Consider the following 23,409-nt stretch of genomic DNA (forward strand, 5'->3'; position numbering starts at 1 on the left):
TCATCCAAGGGGCATGAAAATTGGTAACCCCTGAGTCAATTTGACCTAGGCATCAACCCAAACGATCATTGCTATCAATGGCGAAAGTGGTTTGGGGATGGGCAATTGAGCCATCATTTCGATCACTAAGGGGGCTGAACGATTTCCTAACAACGCTCCTGGAAAAGGCAGATTGACGATGAAGTTTAAATCTGCGTAGTTTCGGCTACAAATAGTCCAAAAAATCCTTGCTAGGCTACAGGGTAATTCTCGAATCTGCTGCCGCATTGGGCAACAACGAGTTGAATCAAGCCTGTGGCTCCTATTAGCATTCAGATTATTGAGACGAATCCACACCTACGCTCGTTGTTGGGGTGGCACTTACAACAACTGGGCTACGTGGTTTGTCCGTCAGCAACGCTTCAGCAAGCACGGGACGTGGCCCAGGCCCAACGGCCAATGTTGGTTGTGCTGGATCCCGATTTGCCCGATGGGGATGGTTTGGAATTCTGTGCCTGGTTGCAACGGGTTCAGCAGCCGATGGTGCTGATGATTTCGGCGCGATCGGGCGAGGCGGACGCGGTGGCGGCCCTGCGGGCAGGGGCCGATGATTATCTGCGTAAGCCTTTTGGGATGCAGGAGTTTTTGGCGCGGGTGCAGGCGCTGGTGCGTCGGGGCCGATCGCGATCGGCTCCGGCCCTGCTGGACTGTGGCGTGTTGCGGATTGATCTAATTCAGCGGCGGGTTTGGCTGTTTGAACGGGCGATCGAGCTGACTCCCCAGGAATTTAGCCTGCTCTATGCCCTGGCCCAGGCGGGCGGCGTGCCCCTCAGTCGGGCGGAAATTTTGCAGCGGGCTTGGCCTGAGTCGATCGACAATCCACGCACGGTCGATACCCATGTGCTGTCCCTGCGCAAAAAGCTGGAGGCCGATCCCCGCCAACCCAGCACCATCCAAACAGTCCGCAATGTGGGCTATCGCCTCAATTTGGAGCGCTTGGAATTGCACCGGGAACCCACCAGTGGCCACGGCCCGCCGCCAAATCCGGTGGGGGGTGGGCCGGCTGGCTCCGGTGGCGGGGCCTTGTCCCGATCGATGTTGTCCGTGTCTTCGGGCTAGGGGTTCTCCTGCCGGATGGATGCAAGGTTTGCTGATGCCAACTTGGCTCTTAACCTCAAAGTTCCTTGGATGACCGATCCGTTGGTGGGTTCTTGCCAAACCGTTGCTGATGGCATTGGTGAGCGAGGTTTACCAAGTCCTGATAGCCCCAACTCCCTCGATCGTTGACCTGTGCCGCAAGGGCTTGGGGCAGTGCCATTAATCCCAAATAAGCTCCACTAATCGCCCCGGCCATGGCGGCGGTGGTGTCCACATCTCCGCCCACGGTGATGCTGGTGCAAACAGTTTCCCAATAATCTGCGGGCGATCGCAAGAAGGCGTAGAGGCTCCACAAAACACTGGGAATAACAAAGGGAGAAATGCCCGGCCAACTGCGCTCCTGATCGGGAGATCGGCCGGCGTTGGCGATCAAGACGGCGGCTTCGGTGGGGCTAAGCAAGACCCAATCGGTCAGCATTTGCACCCATTCACCAAAGGGGCGATCGACCTGAGCCACCCAAGTACTGAGCTGACCCAGAAAATCGGGAGGATTGATCGCCCCACCGCGCAGGGCCAAAGCCACCGCGCCAGCAATGGCAACGGCTCCCGCAGAGCAACGCGGATCTTGGTGCGTAATGTACCCTTGGTCGCAGGCGGCGGCAATCAGTTTGTCGGGATCATGGCTAAAGAACCACCCGATCGGGGCCGCTCGCATGGCGCTGCCGTTGCCAGCGGAAGGGGCTGGAACCCCCGCCTCATGCCAGGGAACCCCTTGAATTAACCGCTCGGCGGCCGATTCGGTGGCTAGTCCCCGGCCCACAATTCGCTCTTCCGCGAAGATGGCGGCAATTCTGGCCGCATAATCTGCGGGATCAAACCCTCCTTGGGCCACGTAGCTTTGTGCCAACTCGCGAGCCAGTTGGGAATCGTCCGTATATTGACCAAAAGGGAAGGGAAATCGATCCCGATCGCCAATTTGCTGAAGCCGGACTTCTTGGGCCACAAAGTTGGCACAAACTTCCGGTGGGTAGCCCTCCACCCGACAACCCACCGCATCAGCCAAACATTGCCCCACCAAACTGCCGGCAAACTGATCAGGACTGGGAATCAACATCAAGAGAGAACCTCAAGACGTAGAATTTGTCCTCAACATACCCAAGGCTGAGCCAGTTTTTGCCGATGGTTCAGGTTCCCCGTGCCTGCCAGCGTGGGCCCCTTCAAAGTTCCAGCACGGCCAAGGTGATATCGGCGGCCCGTTGGATTTGGAAACCCAGTTTTTCGCACAGATGACGCATAGGGGCGTTGTTGGGCAAAATTTCGCCCCGCAGTCGATCGATCTTTTCGTCGCGGGCAATGGCAACCAACCGCTGCAAAAGTTCCGTGCCTAGCCCTTGATTTTGGTAGCGATCGCGAATGAGCATCGCAAACTCCGCTTCATTGGAGCCATGCAGCTTGCTAATGCGGCTGACTCCCAAAATTTCCCGTTCTTCACTGGGATCGCGCCCCTCCGCCACCAGGGCCATTTCCCGATCGTAGTCAATGAAGCAAATCCGCGACAGACGCTCGTGGCTAATCCGCTGGCTCAGTTTCAGGGCGTGGAAATAGCGCAGATAAACCGTTTGTTCCGACAAACTCTCGTGGAAACGCACCAAAGGCGGTTCATCCTCCGGGCGAATGGGGCGAATATTGACCGTTGTGCCGTCGCGCAGGGTCCAGGGGGTCGCGTATTGAATGGGATAAGGGCGGATGGCCGGCCGGGGCAACGTTGCCGGATCCATGGGCGGGTGCAACACCACCCTCGCATCCAGGGCAATCAGCGAACTGGTGGTTCCGGTGGCCACGGCCTGGCCAGCCTCGCGGGCGAGGAGGGGATTGATGTCAATTTCCTTAATCCAGGGCTGTTCCACCACCAGTTGGCTGAAACGCACCAGGAGTTGCTCCAGGGCGGCCAAGTCCACGGGGGCCCGACCGCGTACCCCTTGCAGGGCTTTGTAAATCCGGGTTTGTTCCATCATCCGCCGGGCCAGGGTGGTGTTGAGCGGGGGCAGGCCCAGGGCGCGATCGCGGAACACCTCCACCAACTGACCGCCCAACCCAAACAGCAACACGGGGCCAAATTGTGGATCCACACTACTGCCCAGAATTAGCTCATAGCCATCTAACTTGAGCATGGGTTGCACGGTGACCCCCAAAAAGTCCGCTGTGAGGACGCGCCGTTGGGGATCTGCATCCCCTTCTTCGGTGTAGCTGCTGGTTTGTGGGGACTTGTGACGGTTGGCGATCGCCACGCCGGCCACGATCGCCAGGTAAGCCCAGCGCACCTCATTAGCATTTTGCAAATTCAGCCGCACACCACCCACATCGCTCTTGTGGGTGATGGTTTCGGAATAGAGCTTGAGGGCCACGGGATAGCCAATGTCGTTGGCAATTTCCACGGCCTCTTCGAGCTTGGTGGCGATGCGGGTTTCCACCACGGGAATTCCATAGGCGGCCAGGATTTGCTTGGCTTCAAATTCCGTGAGTAGATTGCGGCCCACCGCTTGGGCTTGCTGAATGATCCGAGTGACGGCGGCTCGATCGGGTTCGGCGGCAAAACTACCCGCGACCGCATTGGGGGTTTCATACAGTCCCCGCAGGTTGTAGCTGTAGCGCCACATGTAGTTGAACACCCGGGTGGCCGCGTCGGGGTAGGGGAGGGTGAAGATGCCCGCTTGGTTCAAAATGGCCTCGCCAGCGGCCACGGCCGAGCCGCCCATCCAACTGGCCAAGATCGGCTTCCCGCAATGGGCATAGGGCCGCAGCCGCTCAGCAATTTGGGTGGGATCGGTCATGGCCTGGGGGGTGAGGATGGTCAGCAGCCCGTCTCCGTTGGGATCGGCGGCGGCGATTTCCAAGGCCTGGGAATAGCGATCGGGGTCGGCATCTCCCAAAATGTCGATCGGGTTGCGGCGGCTCCAACTGGGCGGCAACACTTGATCTAACCGCTCGATCGTCTCCGGTGACAGCTCGGCCAAGTCGCCCCCGCCGGAAACCACCTCATCGGCCGCCAACACCCCAGGGCCGCCCGCATTGGTCAGCACAATCAACTTGCGCCCCCGGGGGCGAGGTTGCTTGGCCAGCACTTCGGTCATGTCGAACAGGTCTTCGATTGTCTCGACGCGCAACACCCCCGATCTCCGGAAGGCCGCATCCAACACCGCGTCACTACCCGACAGCGATCCCGTGTGGGAGGCGGCCGCCTGGGCCGCCGCTTCCGTGCGTCCCACCTTGATCACCATGATCGGTTTTTGCAGCGCCACTTCTCGCGCCGCCGACAGGAAGGCCCGCGCATCCCCCACCGATTCCATGTAAATGGCGATCGTGTGGGTGCGGGGATCATCGCCCAGGTATTCAATCAGGTCGCCCCAGCCCACATCCAGCATTGACCCGATCGACACAAAGGAACTGAAGCCCACCTGTTCCCGGAAGCTCCAATCCAAAATCGCCGTACACATGGCCCCGCTTTGGCTCAGGAATGCCACATTTCCCGGCCGGGCCATGGCGCTGGCAAAGGTGGCGTTCAAACCGGAAATCGGATTCATCACTCCCAAGCAGTTGGGGCCCACCACCCGCATGTTGTAGCGGCGGGCTTCGGTCAGGAGTCGTTTTTCTAGTTCAATGCCAGCGGGGCCAATTTCCTTGAAGCCCGCAGACAGGACGATCGCCCCGCGTACCCCTGCCTGGCCACAATCGCGAATCAAGTCCGGAACGGTGGCCGCTGGGGTGGCAATCACCGCCAAATCCACGGTTTCGGGCACTTCCGCGATCGAGGGATAGGCCCTGACTCCCAACACGTTCGATCGCTTGGGATTAATGGGAAACACCGTGCCCCCAAAGGGGTTTTGCAACAAATTGGTCAAGAGCGTGCGCCCCACACTCCCTTCACGATCGGTTGCGCCAATCAGCGCCACACTCCGAGGCACAAAAATTGCATCCAAAGGATGGCGATCGGGAGAGACTTCAAGGGCGATGGAAGCAACTGTCATAGCCAGCGACCTACGTGAATGCAATAGGTAAAGAAGACAAAGGGGCAATGCCGGGCCCATGGCCCAATTGTTCAGATCAACGCAACACCGCTCAGGCAGCCCCAAGGTCGCAATTCATCCCGGCCCTAGCGTTCGTTTGGGGTTGACACCATCGCCGCAATCTCAATTGACGGCATTTGCGGGGATGCAGGCCATGGGGCTGGCTGCCGCTCGGAGGTTAGGGAATCTGTCGATCGTGAAGTCTTGATCCGATCTTGACCCGACTTGATGGGGAATTCCCTAAATCGCATACAGTTTTTTCGATTCAGCGTTTTTGATTCAGAATCTTTGATTCAAAGTTATTGATTCAGAGTTATTGATGCAGCGCCCTGATATTGCCTCATCAATAACATTGGGAACATCAGGAAAGGGGAATTCCAAGAAATCTGAACGAACTTTGAAAAAATCTGACAAGTTTGGTGTCACTCAAGATGCCCATCAATGGGGCCCCGAAGGACGGCGGATATAGCCCAGTAGGGATTGGGGATTCACCCAGCGGGCGCGAGATCCCAGCCGATCGAGCAGGTTAGCCCGCAGCCTTGGGGAACATAAACCAATCAACAGTAATCCCAACAAAGCTTTCACTGCTCCGGGCGATCGCCCAAAGGCCGGATCATGGCCCAAGAGATGCCAACCCAATTGCCAACCGAGCAGCCCTTGGCGATCGGGCGGGTTCAGTCGCAGGGTCACAGCATCCAAGCGCGGGGCCAGATATTTATAGAGCAAATATTTATAGAAATTGCCAAAGGCGATCGGCCCATGAATGGCCAGGTGGGGATGCTGGGCGATGGTTTGCCGCAAACAGGCCAACCCCGATCGCGCAATGCGGGCCACATTTGCCGACTGGGATCCCGCTGCCATCCGATAGAGCACCTGCACCCGGGGTACGCAAACCAGGGGAAACCGGGCCGCCAACCGCAACCACAAATCCCAATCCTCCGAGGGAACCAGGGTGGGATCAAAGGGGGCGATCGGGCGGGGATCGGTGGGATTCGGCCAGCCCACGGCCGCCAGGGCGGATCGGCGGATCAGCGGGTTAGAGCCATTTTCTAAAAAATTGAGCTGTAACAAAGCGGGCAGCAAGGCCCCTTCCAGGCTGACATAGCTGCCTCGGTGGGAAAACGTTGCCCGATCGTCCACGTAATCCGTCCAGCTATAGGCCAAGGCGGCTTGGGGATTGGCGGCCAAGGCCGCCTTCTGGGCTGCTAATTTGTCCGGAGTCCACCAATCATCCGCATCGAGAAAGGCAATCCATTGGCCCCGTGCTTGGGCTAAGCCTCGGTTCCGGGCGATCGCCTGGCCGCCGTTGGCAAACTGGAATGGCCGCACCCGAGCATCCCGCGCTGCCCAAGCTTGCAAGCAATCCCAGGTCTGGTCGATCGACCCGTCATCCACCACCACAATTTCAAAATCTGGGTCGGTTTGGGCCAACACAGAGGCGATCGTCTGGGAAAGGGTGGCCGCTGCGTTGTAGGCCGGAATGATCACTGAGATCGCTGGGTTGGGCATTGCTGAATCCGATCTTGTGGCGTTGGGCATTGCTGCTTCGGACATTGGGTTATAACGACAGGTCGCCTCAAAAACAGCAATCGAAAACGGAACTTTCGCGATCGCCGCCTACAATTTTGGCAATGCTGCAAGGGGCCCCACTGCCCAGCCACCCATGAACCGCCGATCGTCCGCCGCTTCCACCCCGATCGCCATTTCCGGGGTCACGCCGCAGTTTTCTAGCCAAGATTGGCAACGCTTGAAACGGGTTCGGGCGATCGCCACCCTGATGGACAACGCGATCGAACTGCCGATTGTGCGCTACCGGGTGGGCCTCGATCCCGTGATTGGCCTGCTCCCGATCGGGGGAGACCTGGTGAGTTTTTTGCTGTCGGTTTATCTGGTTTGGGAGTCGGCCCGCCTGGGCACACCGCCCGCCCTGCTCACCCGCATGACTGTGAATATTGCGTTGGAAACCCTGGCCGGCGCGGTTCCGGCCCTCGGGGACTTGGTGGATGTGGCCTGGAAGGCCAATGCTCAAAATTTGCAGTTGCTGGAAGCCCATTTGCACGCACCCGATCGGGGGCCGGGGCGCGTGTCCAAACGGTTTGTGTTGCTGTTGATTGGGGGCCTGCTGCTGCTGACGATCGCCACGGCTAGCCTCAGCCTGTGGTTGCTGCAACTGGCTTGGCGGACTCTCGTTGGTGCATAGGTTTCGGGAATTGGAGCATCGGCCCTAGGTCTGGATGGGTTCGTTGCGGCTAGGGTCGCCCAAAAACGGCTCGATCGGGGGCGGTATTATTACCGGTTGCGGTGGGCCACCCCATTGAGTTTGTAAGTCCGTGAGGAGTTTGTCTTGCTCCGCCCGCAGGCTGTTGACTTTGGTGCTGCGGTTTTGGATCGAAAACCAAACCAAGCCCCGATCGCGCGTGGGCAAAAACCCAGACAGGGCACTGACGTTAAACAAACTACCGGTTTTGACAGCGGAACCGGCGGGCATTTTGCGCCGGGCAATGGTTCCCCGATCGCGCCCGGCCATGGGCAACAGGGCCGCAACGCCCTCCGGAATGCCCAGCACTTGCAAGCGCCGTTCCAAGGCAATCCCGATCGCGGTGATCGCCCTGGGAGAGAAAGCATTGCCCTGGCCCAAACCGGAGCCATTGAGCGATCGCAACTCCGTTTCTGACAGGCCCGTGAGCGATCGCAACTGTTGCGCCACCTTCACGCCGCCGCCCATCTGGCGGGCCAGGGTTTCGGCCATGAAATTATTGCTGTAGAGGTTCATTTGCTTCAGCAAACTCAACAACGGCAGCGATCGATGGCGAATCAACAAGCGCCGGCCTGCTACGGGTGTGGTCGTGCCTGGTGTGGCGGTGGCGTTGGGCAGTTGGTTGGGCGAAGCCGAGGGCAGGGCATCCAACGCTGGTCGCACCGTTCCCGCAATCACCACCTGGGGCTTGGCTGTGCCGGGGGGCATGGCTCCATGGACACGGGTGAGCAAGGGCGACCAAGCCGCTCCATTGATCCCTTGGCGCAGTAAGGTTCCGCCCAGGGCTGGCCCCGGCGGGTTGGGGTCTTCTGGATCGGGCAAAAAGTTCATCTCAAAGCGCCCTTCAATCACCAGATCGCCGGTTACCCGGTTGATGCCCAATTGCTGGAGCGCATTCCCAAGGGCGATCGCCTCTTCCCAAACAAACATCGGATCGCCACCGCCGCGCACAATCAAGTTGCCCCGGAGGGTTCCTTGGGCGATCGGCCCGTCGGCCCAAATTTCCGTGATGAATTGATGGTTCGGATCCCAGGTTTCCAAGGCCGCTAAGGACGTGGCCACCTTGGTCAAGGATGCGGCGGAGAGGGGGCGATCGCCCTGATGTTGGGCCAAAACGCGCCAGTTGGCTTGGAACCAAAGGCCCTGTTCAGCGGGGTCAATGCCGGCCGCCTTCAGGCGATCGAGATATTGCTGCACCGTTGCCTGTGCTCGGGGTTCCGCCTGGTTTGGCCCCCAAAACCAACTGCTGCCAACGCGGTTCAGATAAGTCACGGCTCCCTGGTGGAGCAAGTCAACCCCGGGTGAGAGGGTGAGCAGCGTTGCGAGTCCCGTACCGATGAATCCTTGCACTGTTCTGAATGCCCTGATGAGTTCTCTGATTTGCTGCGTTGCCTATTCGCTGCGTCGCCACCGTCGCAGCAGGATCTGCAATTCCGGCAGGCGCAACTGCCAAGCTACGGCCCCAAAAACCCCTAAGCCCGCTGAACCCGCCAACACCAACAACAGCAATTGCTCAAGCAGCGAGGATCCCAAGGATCCCGCCAGCCCCCAGCGCACCCCCCAGGCCACGCCCCCAGCCAGGAAGCTTCCCAACAGCACACCGCCAAAGGGCTTGGCCCAATCGCCCCAGGGCAAGCCGCCAATGCGTCGATCGAGCAACCAGAGCAACGCCGCCATGGCCAGGGCATTCACCCCCACCGTGGCCAACACAATGCCGGCCGCGCCAAACCGAGGCACGAGCCACCAGTCCAGCAGCGCATTAAACCCGATATTGACCAAACTGATCCGAAAGGGCGCATTGGCATCACCCAGGGCATAGAAGGCTCGCACCATCACATCCCGCCCAAGATAAACAAACATGCCAATCCCGGCGGCCATCAAGACGCTGGCCACCAGTTGGGAATCGTTGCTGTTGAAGGCTCCCCGCTCGTAGATCACTTGAACGATCGGGTCGGCCAGGGCGATCGTCAGGCCGCTGAGGGGCAACATGGCAATCGCGGAAACCAACAACCCTTGCCGAAGCCGATCAATAAATACGGGGCGATCGTCCGCTGACCGGGCCAACACCGGCAACAGGGGCACAAGCACCACGTTGGAAACCAGGCCCAAGGGGGTTTGGATCAGTAAGTTGGCGTAGTTGAGGGCTGCCGCCGCCTGGGGCACAAAGGAGGCAAAAAATAAATCCGTGTAGAGATTAATCTGCAACATGCCGGAGGAGAGGGCCGCGGGCCCCATCACGCCCAGCACCGCTTGCACGCCTGGGTGGCGCAGCGACCAACGCAGCCGAAACCGCCCCATGCCCGCTTTGATTTGGGCGGGCAGTTGGACTAACCATTGCAAGAGGGCCCCGGCCGTGGTGCTGGCGGCCAACAGCACCCCACCCAGCGCCAGGGTTTCAGGGCCAGAGCCGCCCTGTTGCCAAGCGAACCAGCCGATCGCCCCGATCGTGACGATGCTGGACAGAACGGGACTGATCGAGGGCAGCCAATACAGATCGGCAGCGTTCAGCGTGCCGAAGCCAATCCCGATCGCCCCGGCCAAGAAGGCGATCGGGGCCATTACCTGCAATTGCAACACCGCCAGCTCACGGGTTTGGACTGCGGCGGCGGTGTTGTGGACGCTCAAGCCGGGAGCCAACAGCCCGATCGCCGGTTCCGCAAACACCACCAGGGCCGCACTCACCAGCAGCAAGGCTCCACAAACCACCGTGGTGACCGTTTCCACAATCACCGCCGCCTCCGATCGATCGCGCTTGGCCAACACACTGACCATGGCGCTGTGGAAGGGGCCATTGATGCCGCCCAACAGAATCAACAAAAAGCCCGGCAGCACATAGGCATAGGCGAAGGCATCCACCACGGGCCCGGCTCCAAAGGCCGCTGCGATCACCTGTTGGCGCACCAGGCCCGCCACCTTGCTCAGGAGGGTGGCCCCGGCCACGATGCTGGCAATGGACAGGATCGATCGCCCGGTCTGGGTTGGTTCCGGGGCCGCCGGGGGCGGGGGTTCAGGGTCGAGATTGGCGGCCGGCTCGGCGGGCGAGGGGGGCGGCAATTCGGAAGCGGAGGAAGGAGGCGGAGAGTCGGTCACGGTCGAGGGGCGATCGAGAACCCGATCGAAAAAGGCTGGTTTGCAGCATACCCGAGCCGGGGAGCGATCGACCCTTTCGCCAAACCGCTATAGTCGATCTGCGTCGATTGGCTCCCCCGATCGCCGTCAGCCAACTTTCAGATTCCGATTCCAGATTCCAACGTTTTCCCTGATCGCCGCGATCGCCCGTGAATCCTATGACCCTGACCAGCCCTTCCCCATCCCCCAAACCCACGGCCGTTCTCACGGTTTCGGGCATGAAATGTGGGGGCTGTGTGGCGGCTGTGGAAAATCGCCTGAAACGCCAACCCACGGTGGCCGATGCCAATGTGAACTTGGCGACGGGCTTGGCGGTGGTGGATTTGCTGCCGGGAACCGATGTGCAGGCCACCGTGCCCGCCCTGGCGGCGGCCTTGACGGGGGCAGGGTTTCCCAGCGAAGTGCAAACTTCGGCAGATTTGACCCCGATCGCCCCGGAAACCCCGGCCACGGCGGGCGATTGGTGGCGGCCGCTGGTGATTGCCGGGGTGCTGTTGCTGATTTCCACTTTGGGCCACCTCGATCGGCTGGGGGGCCCGCCCATCCCGTTGATCAGTCGGGTGGAATTTCACTTTGCGGTGGCCACCTTGGCCCTGCTGTTTCCGGGGCGAGAAATTTTGCTAGAAGGGTTTCGCTCGCTCCTACGCGGCATTCCCACCATGAACTCCCTGATTGGCTTGGGAACCGGTGCGGCCTATCTGGCCAGTGTGGTGGCCTTGGTTCACCCCAGTTGGGATTGGGCTTGTTTTTTTGATGAGCCGGCCATGCTGTTGGGGTTTGTGCTGTTGGGCCGCACGATCGAGGCCCGGGTGCGGGTGCGATCTCGGGAATCCTTCACGGCCCTGCTGGCCCTGAAGCCAGCCCTGGCGCGTCGGTTGACCCAGGAACCCACGGAATTGGGAGAAGCGCTGCCAACGGAATCGATTCCCGTGGGAACGGTGCAGGTGGGCCAAGCCCTGTTGGTGTTGCCGGGCGATCGGTTGCCGGTGGATGGGGTGGTGGTGTTGGGTAAAACCACGGTGGATGAGGCGATGTTGACGGGGGAATCGCAGCCGGTAATCAAGCAGCCGGGCGATCGCCTGTTGGCGGGAACCCTCAACCAATCGGGGGCGATCGTGATTCGGGCCCAGCGGGTTGGCCGCGACACGGAATTGGCCCGCATTGTGCAATTGGTGGCCGAAGCCCAGGGGCGCAAGGCTCCGATCCAGCGTTTGGCCGATCGCGTGGCGGGCTATTTTTGCTGGGGGGTGATGGCGATCGCCGGGTTCACCTTTGGCTTTTGGGACCTTTGGGGCGATCGATTCCCCACTGTGTTGCAAGCGGCCGCCCAAACCACCGCCCACGCTAACCACACCGCCCACCTAGCCATGGCCGAGATCGCCCCCATGGTGTCGGAGCCGGTGACCCCGGGGCAACTGGCCCTGAAGCTCGCCATTTCCGTGCTGGTGGTGGCCTGTCCCTGTGCCTTGGGCTTGGCCACGCCGACGGCCATTTTGGTTGGCTCCAGTTGGGGCGCAGAACAGGGGATTTTGATCCGGGGTGGTGATGTGCTGGAACGGCTCCAGCAGGTGGCCACGGTGGTCTTTGACAAAACGGGAACCCTCACCACGGGGCGACCGGTGTTGGTCGATCGCCAACCCCTGGTGGCTGATATGACGGGCGATCGCCTGGTGCAGTTGGCGGCGGCCGTGGAGCGGGGCACTCGCCACCCCCTGGCCCAAGCGATCGCCCAAGCGGCCGCTGCGCTACCCGCCCTCCCGGCCCAAGACTTCGTGACGGAACCGGGCTTGGGAGCCAAGGCCCAAGTGGCCGATCGCCCCGTTTGGGTTGGCAATCGGGCCTGGCTGGCTCAAGGGGGAATTCCCTTGCCGGAGTCGGTGGAATTGGCCTTGCAGCAGATGGCCCAGGCGGGGAAAACGCCAATTTTGGTGGCGGAGGGCGATCAACTGGTGGGGCTGTTGTCGGCCGCCGACGAGTTGCGACCCGATGCGATCGCCACCGTGCAGCGGCTCCAGCAACTGGGGTTGGATATTCGGGTGTTGACGGGCGATCGGGCTGAGGTGGCCAACGCCCTAGCCGATCGGGTTGGTTTGCCCCGATCGGCCGTGGTTGCCGAGTTGCGACCCGACCAAAAAGCCCAAATCATCAGCCAATTGCCCCATCCGGCCATGGTGGGTGACGGCATCAACGACGCACCCGCCTTGGCCACTGCTCCCGTTGGCATTGCCCTGGGATCGGCCACCGATGCTGCCCTCGAAACTGCCGGTGTCATTTTGACGCGCGATCGACTGCTCGACCTGCCGAGCGCGATCATGCTCGGCCGCGCAACGTTCCGTAAAATTCGCCAAAACCTGTTATGGGCCATCGCGTACAATGCGATTGGCATTCCCCTCGCGGCGGGCCTTTGGTTACCCTCCGTTGGATTGGGGCTTAGTCCTGCCACTGCTGCCGCTCTGATGGCTTTCAGTTCTGTCAGTGTGGTGAGTAATTCCCTGCTCTTGCGTGTCAGCGCCCGATCGGCAGTTAGTGCGCTGCCTGAACAAAACCAGACATGTCAGAATTAGCCGTAACCGAGCTACGTCAAGAGTCTCCACACTTCGTGGAGCACAGTTAATCCAGTCCGCATAATCAGCCCATGCCCGCAGAACCCAGGCAAAATCACCTCTTAATCGTTGAAGACGACAAGGGGAGACGGGAAGTCATTCTCGAAAATCCCGTCTACTCCATTGGACGCGATCCCAAGTGCGATGTCATCCTTGTTTCTCAATTTGTGTCGCGTCGGCACGCCACCCTCGTTCGTCTGTCCTATGACGACGGTACAGCCTATTACCGAATTGTCGATGGCAACCTCAAGGGCAAACCCAGTGCCAATGGGCTGCTAATTAACGGTCGTAAGCTGCAAGTCCACGATTTACAAAACGAGGACGAAATTGTCTTTGGGCCCCAGGTTCGGGCCATTTACTACACCCTCAAGCAAGATACGCTCTCGATCGGGCCGCCGGACGAGTTTGATATCACCTTGATTAGCCCCAACATGGTGGGTGACCCGGAAGACACGGATGATGATTAACCCTTGTGTTAATCAGAACCCATAGGAGACTCCAGAATCTGAGCGTTTGAAGATGCTGTTGTTTAATCAATCATCCCTCAAGGCTTCTGGAGTCATGTTTAAGCATTATCCTATGCGCTTTCCTATCGTTTTCGGCATTGATTGACTCGGCACTGATTGATTCAGCACTGATTAGTTCAGCACTGATTAGTTCAGCACTGATTGATTCAGCATTTACGAAGCATCTACAAAGCATCTACTGAAAAAGTTTCTGAAAAGCTAAAACCGAGCCTGAGCCAGCCGCTGTCACTGACCAAGTTCATTGAGAATCTTAGGAAAGTTGCAGGTCTTGGCCCCGTTTCGGTTTTGGCTTTTCTTAGTTTTGGCTTTTTAAGCTGTGGGTTCATGAATGCGCGGACAATGCGCGGGTGAATTGCCCTGTGAATGAATCGATGAATGAATCGATCGCACCCTAGCCCAATTGAGCCGCGCACACCGCCGCTCCCAGCAGGCCCACTTGAGGATTCAAGACTACCGAAACGGGCACATTCTCTAACAGCTCGCTCACCCGGCCCTTGCTGCCAAAGTGAAATAGAAACTGTCCCCGATCGAGCAAGGGCAAAATCTTGGCGGCAATGCCTCCGGCCACATATAGCCCGCCGTAGGGCAAGAGCTTCAAGGCTAAGTTGCCCGCCTCGGCTCCATAGGCCGCCACAAACAAGTTCATGGCCTGTTCGCAGAGTGCATCGGACTCTTCCAAGGCAGCACGGGCAATGATTGCGCCAGGATCGATGCTCTTTTCGCTGCGGCCCATTTCCTGTTCCCAGGTGCGGATGGCTTGGGCGACGGTGCTGTTTTCGTGGCCCGTTTGTCGATCGCGCAGAAATTGATAGATGCCGACAATCCCTTGACCGGAAACAATTCGCTCCACGGAGACCCGATCGATCTGATATCGCTCCTGCAAATAGTTGTGTAGCTCCCATTCCAGGGCCGATCGGGGCGCAAAGTCTGTGTGACCGCCCTCGGTGCTGAATGCTCGGTAGCGGCCCGGCTCGCCCGTTGGAATCAAAAATCCTTCGCCCAAGCCAGTGCCCGCCCCCAAAATCCCGATCGGGGCCAGGGGATCGGCCTTGGCCGGCTGCAACACTTTCAAATCCACCGCTTCCAGCACCGGGATGCCATAGCCAACGGCGGCAAAGTCGTTGATCAGTTCCACATGGGGAATCTCGAGGGCTTGGATTAGGCGATCGACCTCCAGGAACCAGCCCAGGTTGGTGAGTCGTGATGTGCCGTGGGCCACGGGCCCCGCAATGCCAAAACAGGCGTGATCGGGTCGGCGATTTAGCCCGGAAGCCCCCAAAAAGGTTTCCACCATTGGCACCAGGTCGGTGAAGTCCCGGCTGGCGTATTGGGCTTCATACAGGGGTTGCAACTCCACCGCCTGGGGGGTGCGGCTGTCGGTTTCCACCAACCGCAGAATCGTTTTGGTTCCGCCCACATCACCGGCCAACAGCAGCGCCACGGTTTCGCCTCCCGTTCTCAGATTGCTAGAGCTTCAGCAGGCCAAGGAACTCTGGCCCGCCCACAAGTCAATGATCTCAACGATCTCAACCCAATCACACCCCCATCCGTCCGGCCAGGGCATAACAACCCATCCCGTAGGGGCGCAACGCTTGCACCCCCCGATGCTCATGCTTGCGATCTCGATCGCTTGCACCCCGACTGATCGAGTTGACTAATTTTGCTCGAAGGGTAAGCCAAAGACCGAGCAGAACGTTTTCTCAACCTTATAGCCCGAGTCGATCGTCTCCAGCGGATCCTTCCGCAGCCGGTGACGCAAGCAGAGCACAATGACCCGGCGGATGTCATCGACGGTCACTTGGGTGCGACCTTCGAGGGCGGCGATCGCCTTGGCGGCCCGGTTGGTCACGATGTCGCCCCGTAACCCGTCCACATCCAGCTCAGAACAAACCTGGGAAATTTGCACCCGCAAATCGTAGTCCAGCTCCACCGAGGGCAGCAGGTTCCGGGCGTTCACCAGCTTGGCTTGCAGGGCTTGCTGTTCCGTTTGGCAACGATCGAGGTAGCTTTGGGGGCTGCTGTCAAAGGCCGATCGCTCTTCCACAATTTGCACCCGCAGGTTCGGCTCCTTCACGGTGCGAATTTCCGCGTGCATCCCGAACCGATCGAGCAGTTGGGGCCGCAGTTCCCCTTCTTCCGGGTTGCCGGAACCCACCAACACAAATCGCGCCGGGTGGCGAATCGAAATCCCTTCGCGTTCCACCGTGTTCCAGCCCGAGGCTGCCGAATCCAGCAGCACATCGACCAGGTGGTCATCGAGCAGGTTCACTTCATCCACGTAAAGGATGCCGCGATTGGCCTTGGCCAACAGGCCCGGCTCAAAGGCTTTCACCCCTTCGGCCAGGGCTTTTTCAATGTCGATCGTGCCGCAAACGCGGTCTTCGGTGGCTCCCAAGGGCAGGTCAACCATTTGCACCTTGCGCTGCACCACGGGCAAGGACTGACCCGCCAACGCCCGATCGCGCACCTCGTCGCTCATCAATTCCGGGTCGCGGGGGTCGCTGTTGAAGGGGTCGCCGTCCACCACATCGATTTCCGGGAGCAAGTCGGCCAGGGCGCGAATCGTGGTGGATTTGCCCGTGCCCCGATCGCCAACGATCAACACACCCCCAATCTTGGGGTCAATGACGTTGAGCATCAACGCCAACTTCATTTCTTCTTGACCGACGATCGCCGTGAAGGGAAACACGGGCCGGCGGCGGGTTTCGGAACTGACAACGGTTGCGGTCACGGGCGTTTCAGGTAAGGTCGATTTTGAAGGGTTGGATCTTATGGGATCAAAATTGGGCGGGCCCTTGCGGCCGGCCGTCTTTCATTTTGCCATAGGGGTTGCGCTCCCAACGGGCGATCGGCCCGTTGGGGGAGGCTGATACCATGGACTGGTAACTTTTCAAAAATTTCGGCAAGGGCTGGGCTGTGGCTGCAACTTCATCTCCTTGGGTCTCGGTGGCACGCATGGTGGAAGAGCTGCTCTACTCAACTCGCCACCGGGCCACCCTAGGCCCGGCGGCACGGGGCCCGGCGGCCCGACGGGGGCGATCGTCGCGCCCGGCCGGCTCGCCGCTGAATTCTCAACCCAGTCGCCCCCAGCCGGCCCGGCGCGATTCGCTGGATGATCCTTGGGCCGATGACCCCGATCGCTACGTGGATGAATATGCGAATCGATATGTTGATCGTGTCGATGATCATGTCGATCGCCCCGTAGACCAGTCGGGCGATCGATCCCTCAATCGCCGGCCACGCCCCAGCCACCATCCCCGTAAAACACGCCTCCGCCATCGCTACGCGGCCCGATCGATCATTACCCGGCGTTGGTTGCCTTGGGTTGCCGGTGGCAGCCTGCTCCTGCTGTCGGATTGGCAGCTAGGATCCGCCGCTGCGGCCGGTGGAGCCGTGGTTTGGCTGGTCTACCGCACCGAGCCGCGCCATTGGCAAGCCCTCGATCGACAGATTCAAGGTTGGTTGCGAGAACTGAACCGGGGCGAAAACGGCAAGCTGACCCTGGCCCTGGTGGGCGGTGGTGCAGCCATGCTGAGTACCTACGTGGCCGCGGCTGTCTTGGGAGAATCGACCGGCTGGCTGGGGGCGGCCACGGTGCTTCAAGGGTTCGGAACCCTGGGCGCATTGGCCCTGCTGGTGCGCCACTGGTTCGGCCAACCTACGATCGAACACGATCGCCTCTTCCATCGGGCGATCGAGCGATTGAGCGATCGCGATCCCCTTTCCCAACTGGCCGCCGCCCGCCAACTGGGCCATCTGGCCGATCGGGGGCACTTGGATGCCACCCAAACCCGCACCGCCGCCGACTGTGTGCGGTTGCTGTTGCAACAGGGCTGCGATCGCCCCGTCCATGAAGCCGCTTGGGATACCTTGGCGGTGCTGGAACCAGTGGGCGCAGAACCCGGAATCGCCCGATCGGGACGATCAACCCAACCCGTTTTGGTGCGCTTGCCTCGGGTCACGGTTCGATCGCGCCAACCCTAATCCCCAGCGACCAAACTGATGGGATCGGGGTGGAAGTTTCCCGGGTGTAACAGCGAATTCTTGAGAAAACTAGAAAATTTGAGAAAATTGTACCTAGTTCGTGTTTAAGGTTTCATGGGCTACCGTTTCCTGAAGATCGCGGCCAGCCCACATTGGCAGTCGATCGCAACCAGTTAAGATAGAAATACCAACTTCCATCGGGGTCACCTTCAATCGCGTTGCCAGGGTGCAACAAGCGCACGCGATTCCCGAGTTCTAAGCCTTGCACCAAAGGAGGCCTATGCTTCAAGACCCTAGAGCCGTCCGCCACTTTCAAAAAATCGCCGATACGATCGCTGAACTGTGGAATCGGGGCTACCGCTTTGACGATATGCGGATGTACCTTGACGGTTACTTGGCAGCCCTGCGTTATACCGAGTCCTTGGAAGCGTTTTCGATTAATCGTCTCGAAGAGGAAGCCACGCGCTATCTCTACGACCCATCCAACTACGACATGGTGCAACCTCAGCCAGATTTGGTTGAATAGCGCCGCTGACCGCGCTCCAATGTCCACGATCCAATGTTTTGACGATTTGATGGGTCATTTGATCAGTGATTGGATTGTTGCAGTCACGTTCTCAGGAGATTGTTCCTAATCACGTTGCTGGCATCATATTCCCTTCAAATCTTTTGCAACTCCCCTTTTGCAACTTCTCTCAATCGATTGTCAGTCAAATTAGGTGTTCAAATTCATTTTTTCATCTCTTGTTGACTCGAGAACTCGATAGCCCAAGTCATTGGGTTCATAGAAATAAGCGTGCTGCTTTCGTAGTCAAGTGATGTTTCAGCCCATGGGACTGAAATCAGGTTGGCTCAAGAATCTGGAGTAACAAGTTTCTCCTTGTCCTTGCTCTAGCATGGTGTTTTTAAAAATTGGTAGACTGATTGGGGCATCCTATGCAAAATGGGGATCCTGGTCAGTTTTTTTGTGGGCTGAATGAAAATTTGGTGAGTCCAGCTAGCTGCTTGTTTATGCAGTGGCTAACTGTTGGATTTTGATGGCCAAATTTTGATGATTTGACTTTGATGGCTGGACTTTGACGGCTTGATTTTGATTGCTAAATTTTGATGGCTTGATTGGGGTGGTTTGATTTGGGTGGCTTAAGCAGGAAGACAAAGCGCATGGATGTGGTGACCTTAAAACCAGCCCGATCGCCCGATCGGGATTTGGTGCTGCCCTTAATTAGTCAGCTTTATGAGCATGAGTCCATTGAATTTGCGCTCGATCGGGTGGGGCCCGCGCTCGATCGGCTCCTGGCCCAACCGGATTGGGGCACGGTGCTTTTGATTCAGCCGGAAAGTGATCCCCAGCCCGATCGCCCCTCCATTGCCGGTTATGCCTTGTTGGCCTACCTTTACAGCCTCGAATTTGGCGGCATGGTGGCGCTGCTCGATGAGCTGTGGATTAGCGAAGCCTGGCGCGGTCAAGGGTTGGGGCGCAAAACCATGACGGCGATCGAGCAGTTCTGTGGCGATCGAGGGCTGGTGGCCCTGCGGTTGGAAGTGGGCAAAACGAACACAGTTGCCCGATCGCTCTATCAATCCTTGGGGTTCCAGGATCTCGATCGCGACTTTTGGACTAAGCGCCTCGGCTGAGGGCCGGGCTGAAGCGGTCTGCTTTCAGACTGCCGCACCATCCCTAGCCACTGTTAATTCGCCCTGTTGATTCGCCCTGTTGATTCGCCCTGTGATTTAGCCCTGTGATTTCCATCGAAAATCCCCAACCGGCCACCGTCCAGATCCGATCGGCCCAGCCTGCGGATGTGGCGGCCCTCTTTCACCTGATTGAAGCCCTGGCCGCCTACGAAAAACTCAGCCACCAGGTCACCGGTTCCCCGGAAGCCCTGCGATCGCACCTGTTTGGCGATCGGCCCTTTGCCGAAGCCCTGGTGGCCGAAGCCCAGCCCACAGCGGGCGGCGCGGCCAGCATCGTCGGGATGGCACTGTTTTTCTATAACTATTCAACTTTTCTGACCCGGCCGGGCTTGTATCTCGAAGATCTGTTTGTGTTGCCGGCCTATCGGGGCCAGGGTTTGGGGAAAAGACTCTTGCAAGCGGTGATCGATCGGGCCAAATCGCAACAGTGCGGGCGGGTGGAGTGGAGCGTGCTGGACTGGAATGCTCCGGCGATCGCGTTTTATGAGCACATGGGCGCAACGGTTTTGCCCGACTGGCGAATTTGTCGGGTGCTGTTGCCTGAAGCGATCGCCTGACAATCTGCCCGCCAGCTCGCCCCGGCAAATTGTCTCGAGCGATCGGCCAATTAGTCCTGGATCTCAATGGGCGATCGACCCAAAAATTCATCCAGCTTGGCCCGCACCACCTGGATGTCTTGCCACATCAACCATTTGGGGCTGCCCTTCTCTCGCGACTGATTTCGCAACAGGTAAGCGGGATGGAAGATGGGCATACAAAGCCGCCCTTCCCATTCCAGCCACTGGCCCCGAATTTTGGTGATGCCATCCTTGCGACCGGTCACGCCGCGCACCGCCGTGGCTCCGGTCAGCAAGATAATTTTCGGATCCACTAACCGAATCTGCTCCATCAGGTAGGGCCGGCAGGCCGCCGCTTCCTCGGGGGTGGGGGTGCGGTTGCCGGGCGGCCGACAGCGCACCACGTTGCAGATATAGACTTCCGTGGCCAGGTCAATGCGCACGGATTCCAGGATTTTTTCGAGCAACTGTCCCGATCGCCCCACAAAGGGCAACCCGGTTTCGTCCTCCGTTTGGCCCGGCCCTTCACCAATGATCATGATCGGGGCCGTGGGCAATCCGCGACCGACCACCACATTGGTGCGACCGCCAGCCAGCTCGCAACGCTGGCATTGGCGGCAATGGGCAAACAGCGCTTCAAGGCTGTTGTAGGTTCCCGGCGGAATGGGTTGCCGACCGTCTAGGGGAATCCGTTCGAGGTCGATCGGGGGCGGAGGTGGGGGGTCCGGCGGTGCAATGCCCCCAAAATCGAACAGACTAATTTGCTCGCTCACGGGATCAGTGGCGGACACGATCAAACAACTTCCTTTTTCTTCCGGTGGCTAGAGTCCGGTGGCTAGAGTCCGGTGGCAACCCGTTTTTGTTGGTCGGGCTGACCTAGACGGCAGCGGGTTCCATTCCCAGGCGGGCCAGCAGTCGATCGAGATCGAAATGCTCACCCATCAAGTGGCGGATGCATTGAATTTTAATCGGTTCCTGCAAACGCACTTGCCCAAAGGCCCGATCGACAATTTCCACCGTGGTCAACGTGTCCAGATCCACCGTCAGTACCGGAACTTCCAACTCTTCGGCGCGGGCGATGATTGTCGGATCCGGCGGCACTTGCCCCGTCAGAATCAAGCAATGGGTTGAGGTTTCCAAGGCTGCAAATTGAATATCTGCCCGATCGCCCCCGGTCACCACGGCCATGTTGTTGCCCTTGCGGAAATACTTGAGGGCCGAATTCACGTTCATGGCCCCGATCTTCAGGTCTTCCACCATCAGTTCCAAGCGATCGCGGCAACAGAGCACTTCCGCATCCAGTTGGCGCACCAGTTCACCCACGCTGACACTTCGCAGCAGGGAGTTGCGCGGCAGCAGCCCCAAAACGGGAATGCCTTGGGACTCCAAAAATGGCCGCGCCACACCGTTCACCGCGTCCAGTTCCTTGGCAGGCAAACGGTTCAGCACCACGCCCGCCAGCCGATCGCCCAGCAGCTCCCGAGCGGCCATCAGCCGATCGACCGTCAGGGTGGGTTCATAGGAACAAACCAGCAACACGGATGCATCCAGCGTTCGCGCCGTTTGGGCCATGGATAGTTCAAACAAACTGCCCTCTTGTAAGGAGGCGGGCCCCTCCATCAGCACCAACTCAGCGCTGGTGTTGCCATAATCCTCCAGCAGGGCGCTGTAGTTGGTGGGGTCTTCCCCTTGCAACCGCTTGAGCACCGCATCGGAGGTTAGTTGCACCAGCGTCGGCAGCAGTCGATCGCTCGGGAGGTTTAATGTCTCGCGGATCAGCCGCACATCCGCATCTTCGCCATCCGTGGCCGTCATCAGGCCACCGAGCGGCTTCCCGTAACCGATCTTGATGTCCTTGGTGGCCAACAGATGAGCCAGCCCTAGCAATACCGCTGATTTGCCGCTGTACTCTTCCGTAGAACCGACGATCAAATGCCTGGGACGAAACGGCACGCTAAAACTCCTGTGTTGTGCAACAAACTGGGGCGAAATGAACCGTCTGCGGTTGGGGGAAATCGGTTGAAATCGGGGAACCGTGGCTCGATCGAAGGGCGATCGAAAAGGTTAGCGATCGTTGGCAGAACCGGCGGGGGTCTCTCGCTGCGTCACAGACCCGTTCAACAGATCCATCGGCCTTTGCGAGGGGGAAACTCCGCAACCCAGAACCGTGGGCGGTCTTCAGTATTCAGAACGTGATTCAGAACGTGAATTGACTTTCAGATGTCGTCAGATTTGAGGGGCGATTTTCAGGTGCGATCGACCCATCAAATCTGGAGGGATACCAGACATAGCAATCCTGTTAATGCAATTAAATCATTAATGTGTATTGCAGCGATTGCAACTGTCCATTACACCTGGTATGGAAGGGTAACGATTGTAACAAGTTGTTAGGGATTGTTTCCGCAGTTTTGCGCCCTGAGTCCGGGTGGGCTGAGGTGTTTGGGGATCGCTCTGCCGGGTCTGAGAATGGGTTTGGAAACCGACGACCGGCCGCCGATGTGACCCGATCGCCCCTCTAGGGTTAATCATTCCCAAAATTTCCCGCCCATGGGCAACTCCGAAGCAACCCAATTCAGGGTTTCCCGAACGATTTGGCGGACGATGGGGCTAAAGGGGGCATTATGCGATCGTTTCCTAACATTACCAAAAAAATAATGCCTGATTTAATGCCTGATTTCGGTTGAATGCCGAACTTACTGTTGAGCCTGATGCGGGATTTGGTTCTGGAATTTGGTGCTGGAATTTGATTTCGGTCTGATTTTGATTTGGCCAAAGCCTGATCGGGTTTCGCTGGTCAGAGGCTGAAGAGTGGATCTAACCAGCGATCGCCCCAATCTAAGGGCTAATCCAAGGCCCGATCTAGGGGCCAGACCGAAGGGCCCAGCAAGGGCCGATCGGGAGGAATATTTTAGCTCGCTTGATCCTATTCCAAATGGCTCAGAAGCTTGCGATAAAAGGCCTTTGAAAAATCCGTCACCCGCGTTTTTTTATAGTCAATTAACACATCAATTAGAAAGCTAATAAATTCAAAATTAGCCATGGACACTTCGTAGCTTAATTCTGCATTGCCATCAAACTGAATTCGACAGCGGGTTAGGTCGGCCGGCAGGGTGGAAACACGCCAGGTGGCCACAAAGGGAATATCGTCGCCGCCTTCAATGCGACGTTTACCTTCGATCGATCCCTTTTGGTATAGCCCGATCGCAAAGGGCAACACGTTGCGTTTTGCGCCCTGATAGTAGGGCAGATAAACGCCAACGGCTCCCTTAGCAGCCGGTTCTAGTTTGTCCAACGACATGTGGCGTGGCCTCCTGTGGCCCGTGAGAGGATGACGAGACGATGGGGGGTGGTGACAGTATTGGGGCGATCGCGCCGTGGCCGTCAACCATCGGCAATTGCCGTATTTGCCATTATTGCCAAGCCAGACCCCTTCAACAAGGGGCGTTGGGGTCTCAAGAACTCCTCAAAAACTCCTCAAGAATGTCGTAAGAATACCGTTGATTCACCGGGCCCAAA

The 23,409-nt window shown here is 58.7% G+C and carries 19 protein-coding genes; 8 read left to right on the forward strand and 11 right to left on the reverse strand.

The features are described from left to right. Nucleotides 1-294 precede the first annotated feature (294 nt). A complete protein-coding gene (locus tag ACZA91_RS08960) occupies nucleotides 295-1,098 on the forward strand; it encodes a winged helix-turn-helix domain-containing protein (RefSeq protein WP_190533939.1) in 804 nt (267 codons plus the stop codon). Nucleotides 1,099-1,153: 55 nt separating this feature from the next. Here ACZA91_RS08960 and ACZA91_RS08965 read toward each other — a convergent pair whose 3' ends face one another. The 3 genes from ACZA91_RS08965 to ACZA91_RS08975 form a co-directional block, all read right to left on the reverse strand. Continuing rightward, nucleotides 1,154-2,191 (reverse strand): ADP-ribosylglycohydrolase family protein, encoded by a 1,038-nt coding sequence (locus ACZA91_RS08965; RefSeq protein ID WP_190533942.1) that lies wholly within the window; start codon nucleotides 2,189-2,191, stop codon nucleotides 1,154-1,156. A gap of 103 nt (nucleotides 2,192-2,294) precedes the next feature. Next, entirely contained in the window at nucleotides 2,295-5,102 is a 2,808-nt protein-coding gene (locus ACZA91_RS08970; RefSeq protein WP_190355813.1) for a bifunctional acetate--CoA ligase family protein/GNAT family N-acetyltransferase, read from the reverse strand. Nucleotides 5,103-5,579: 477 nt separating this feature from the next. After that, a complete protein-coding gene (locus tag ACZA91_RS08975) occupies nucleotides 5,580-6,650 on the reverse strand; it encodes a glycosyltransferase family 2 protein (RefSeq protein ID WP_463186179.1) in 1,071 nt (356 codons plus the stop codon). Nucleotides 6,651-6,804: 154 nt separating this feature from the next. Here ACZA91_RS08975 and ACZA91_RS08980 point away from each other — a divergent pair, with 154 nt between their 5' ends. Continuing rightward, the gene (locus tag ACZA91_RS08980) at nucleotides 6,805-7,341 is read left to right on the forward strand and encodes a DUF4112 domain-containing protein (protein ID WP_463186181.1); all 537 of its coding nucleotides are present in this window, start codon (nucleotides 6,805-6,807) and stop codon (nucleotides 7,339-7,341) included. A gap of 24 nt (nucleotides 7,342-7,365) precedes the next feature. On the opposite strand, the gene ACZA91_RS08985 is transcribed toward ACZA91_RS08980, so the two are convergent. Together ACZA91_RS08985 and murJ are read right to left on the reverse strand one after the other, a co-directional pair. Continuing rightward, entirely contained in the window at nucleotides 7,366-8,748 is a 1,383-nt protein-coding gene (locus ACZA91_RS08985) for a D-alanyl-D-alanine carboxypeptidase (protein WP_463186183.1), read from the reverse strand. A gap of 42 nt (nucleotides 8,749-8,790) precedes the next feature. Next, nucleotides 8,791-10,488, reverse strand: a complete 1,698-nt coding sequence (gene murJ, locus ACZA91_RS08990) for a murein biosynthesis integral membrane protein MurJ (RefSeq protein ID WP_347343157.1) — start codon at nucleotides 10,486-10,488, stop codon at nucleotides 8,791-8,793. Nucleotides 10,489-10,685: 197 nt separating this feature from the next. On the opposite strand from murJ, the gene ACZA91_RS08995 reads away from it, so the two are divergent. Next, nucleotides 10,686-13,091: a heavy metal translocating P-type ATPase gene (locus tag ACZA91_RS08995; protein ID WP_463186186.1), complete on the forward strand. Its 2,406-nt coding sequence runs from the start codon at nucleotides 10,686-10,688 to the stop codon at nucleotides 13,089-13,091. Nucleotides 13,092-13,162: 71 nt separating this feature from the next. After that, complete coding sequence (locus tag ACZA91_RS09000) at nucleotides 13,163-13,597, forward strand: FHA domain-containing protein (RefSeq protein WP_099533819.1); 435 nt, start codon at nucleotides 13,163-13,165, stop codon at nucleotides 13,595-13,597. Nucleotides 13,598-14,048: 451 nt separating this feature from the next. Here the strand turns inward: ACZA91_RS09000 and ACZA91_RS09005 are convergent, their stop codons facing one another. From ACZA91_RS09005 to ACZA91_RS09015, 3 genes are all read right to left on the reverse strand, one after another. After that, complete coding sequence (locus ACZA91_RS09005) at nucleotides 14,049-15,098, reverse strand: glucokinase (RefSeq protein ID WP_463186188.1); 1,050 nt, start codon at nucleotides 15,096-15,098, stop codon at nucleotides 14,049-14,051. A gap of 213 nt (nucleotides 15,099-15,311) precedes the next feature. Next, entirely contained in the window at nucleotides 15,312-16,388 is a 1,077-nt protein-coding gene (gene bchI / locus ACZA91_RS09010; RefSeq protein WP_099533822.1) for a magnesium chelatase ATPase subunit I, read from the reverse strand. Between the two features lie 46 nt (nucleotides 16,389-16,434). Then, the gene (locus tag ACZA91_RS09015) at nucleotides 16,435-16,614 is read right to left on the reverse strand and encodes a hypothetical protein (protein ID WP_099533823.1); all 180 of its coding nucleotides are present in this window, start codon (nucleotides 16,612-16,614) and stop codon (nucleotides 16,435-16,437) included. Here ACZA91_RS09015 and ACZA91_RS09020 point away from each other — a divergent pair. From ACZA91_RS09020 to ACZA91_RS09035, 4 genes are all read left to right on the forward strand, one after another. Further along, on the forward strand, nucleotides 16,604-17,641 hold the full coding sequence (locus ACZA91_RS09020) for a hypothetical protein (RefSeq protein ID WP_463186191.1): 1,038 nt from the start codon (nucleotides 16,604-16,606) through the stop codon (nucleotides 17,639-17,641). The two genes, ACZA91_RS09015 and ACZA91_RS09020, sit on opposite strands and share 11 nt — an antisense overlap. A gap of 280 nt (nucleotides 17,642-17,921) precedes the next feature. Then, nucleotides 17,922-18,167 carry a DUF6761 family protein gene (locus ACZA91_RS09025; protein WP_099533826.1) on the forward strand — a complete coding sequence of 82 codons (246 nt, stop codon included), beginning with the start codon at nucleotides 17,922-17,924 and terminating at the stop codon, nucleotides 18,165-18,167. A 644-nt stretch (nucleotides 18,168-18,811) separates the two neighbouring features. Then, a complete protein-coding gene (locus ACZA91_RS09030; protein WP_190405020.1) occupies nucleotides 18,812-19,276 on the forward strand; it encodes a GNAT family N-acetyltransferase in 465 nt (154 codons plus the stop codon). A 104-nt stretch (nucleotides 19,277-19,380) separates the two neighbouring features. Beyond that, nucleotides 19,381-19,893 (forward strand): N-acetyltransferase family protein, encoded by a 513-nt coding sequence (locus ACZA91_RS09035; RefSeq protein WP_463186193.1) that lies wholly within the window; start codon nucleotides 19,381-19,383, stop codon nucleotides 19,891-19,893. 50 nt (nucleotides 19,894-19,943) lie between these two features. On the opposite strand, the gene ACZA91_RS09040 is transcribed toward ACZA91_RS09035, so the two are convergent. From ACZA91_RS09040 to ebsA, 3 genes are all read right to left on the reverse strand, one after another. Next, the gene (locus ACZA91_RS09040) at nucleotides 19,944-20,684 is read right to left on the reverse strand and encodes a uracil-DNA glycosylase (RefSeq protein WP_463186194.1); all 741 of its coding nucleotides are present in this window, start codon (nucleotides 20,682-20,684) and stop codon (nucleotides 19,944-19,946) included. A gap of 85 nt (nucleotides 20,685-20,769) precedes the next feature. Next, a complete protein-coding gene (locus ACZA91_RS09045; protein WP_190355818.1) occupies nucleotides 20,770-21,846 on the reverse strand; it encodes a DRTGG domain-containing protein in 1,077 nt (358 codons plus the stop codon). A 970-nt stretch (nucleotides 21,847-22,816) separates the two neighbouring features. After that, nucleotides 22,817-23,191 carry a type IV pilus biogenesis protein EbsA gene (ebsA, locus tag ACZA91_RS09050; RefSeq protein WP_099533831.1) on the reverse strand — a complete coding sequence of 125 codons (375 nt, stop codon included), beginning with the start codon at nucleotides 23,189-23,191 and terminating at the stop codon, nucleotides 22,817-22,819. Between the last annotated feature and the right edge of the window lie 218 nt (nucleotides 23,192-23,409).

It is taken from the genome of Limnothrix sp. CMB-01 (genome assembly GCF_055193175.1).

Excerpts from the sequence above, each read along its gene's own strand:
- ACZA91_RS08965 (WP_190533942.1), bottom strand. The coding sequence starts at position 2,191 with ATGTTGATTCCCAGTCCTGATCAGTTTGCCGGCAGTTTGGTGGGGCAA.
- ACZA91_RS08970 (WP_190355813.1), bottom strand. The coding sequence starts at position 5,102 with ATGACAGTTGCTTCCATCGCCCTTGAAGTCTCTCCCGATCGCCATCCT.
- ACZA91_RS08975 (WP_463186179.1), bottom strand. The coding sequence starts at position 6,650 with ATGCCCAACCCAGCGATCTCAGTGATCATTCCGGCCTACAACGCAGCG.
- ACZA91_RS08980 (WP_463186181.1), top strand. The coding sequence starts at position 6,805 with ATGAACCGCCGATCGTCCGCCGCTTCCACCCCGATCGCCATTTCCGGG.
- ACZA91_RS08995 (WP_463186186.1), top strand. The coding sequence starts at position 10,686 with ATGACCCTGACCAGCCCTTCCCCATCCCCCAAACCCACGGCCGTTCTC.
- ACZA91_RS09000 (WP_099533819.1), top strand. The coding sequence starts at position 13,163 with ATGCCCGCAGAACCCAGGCAAAATCACCTCTTAATCGTTGAAGACGAC.
- ACZA91_RS09015 (WP_099533823.1), bottom strand. The coding sequence starts at position 16,614 with ATGCGTGCCACCGAGACCCAAGGAGATGAAGTTGCAGCCACAGCCCAG.
- ACZA91_RS09025 (WP_099533826.1), top strand. The coding sequence starts at position 17,922 with ATGCTTCAAGACCCTAGAGCCGTCCGCCACTTTCAAAAAATCGCCGAT.
- ebsA (WP_099533831.1), bottom strand. The coding sequence starts at position 23,191 with ATGTCGTTGGACAAACTAGAACCGGCTGCTAAGGGAGCCGTTGGCGTT.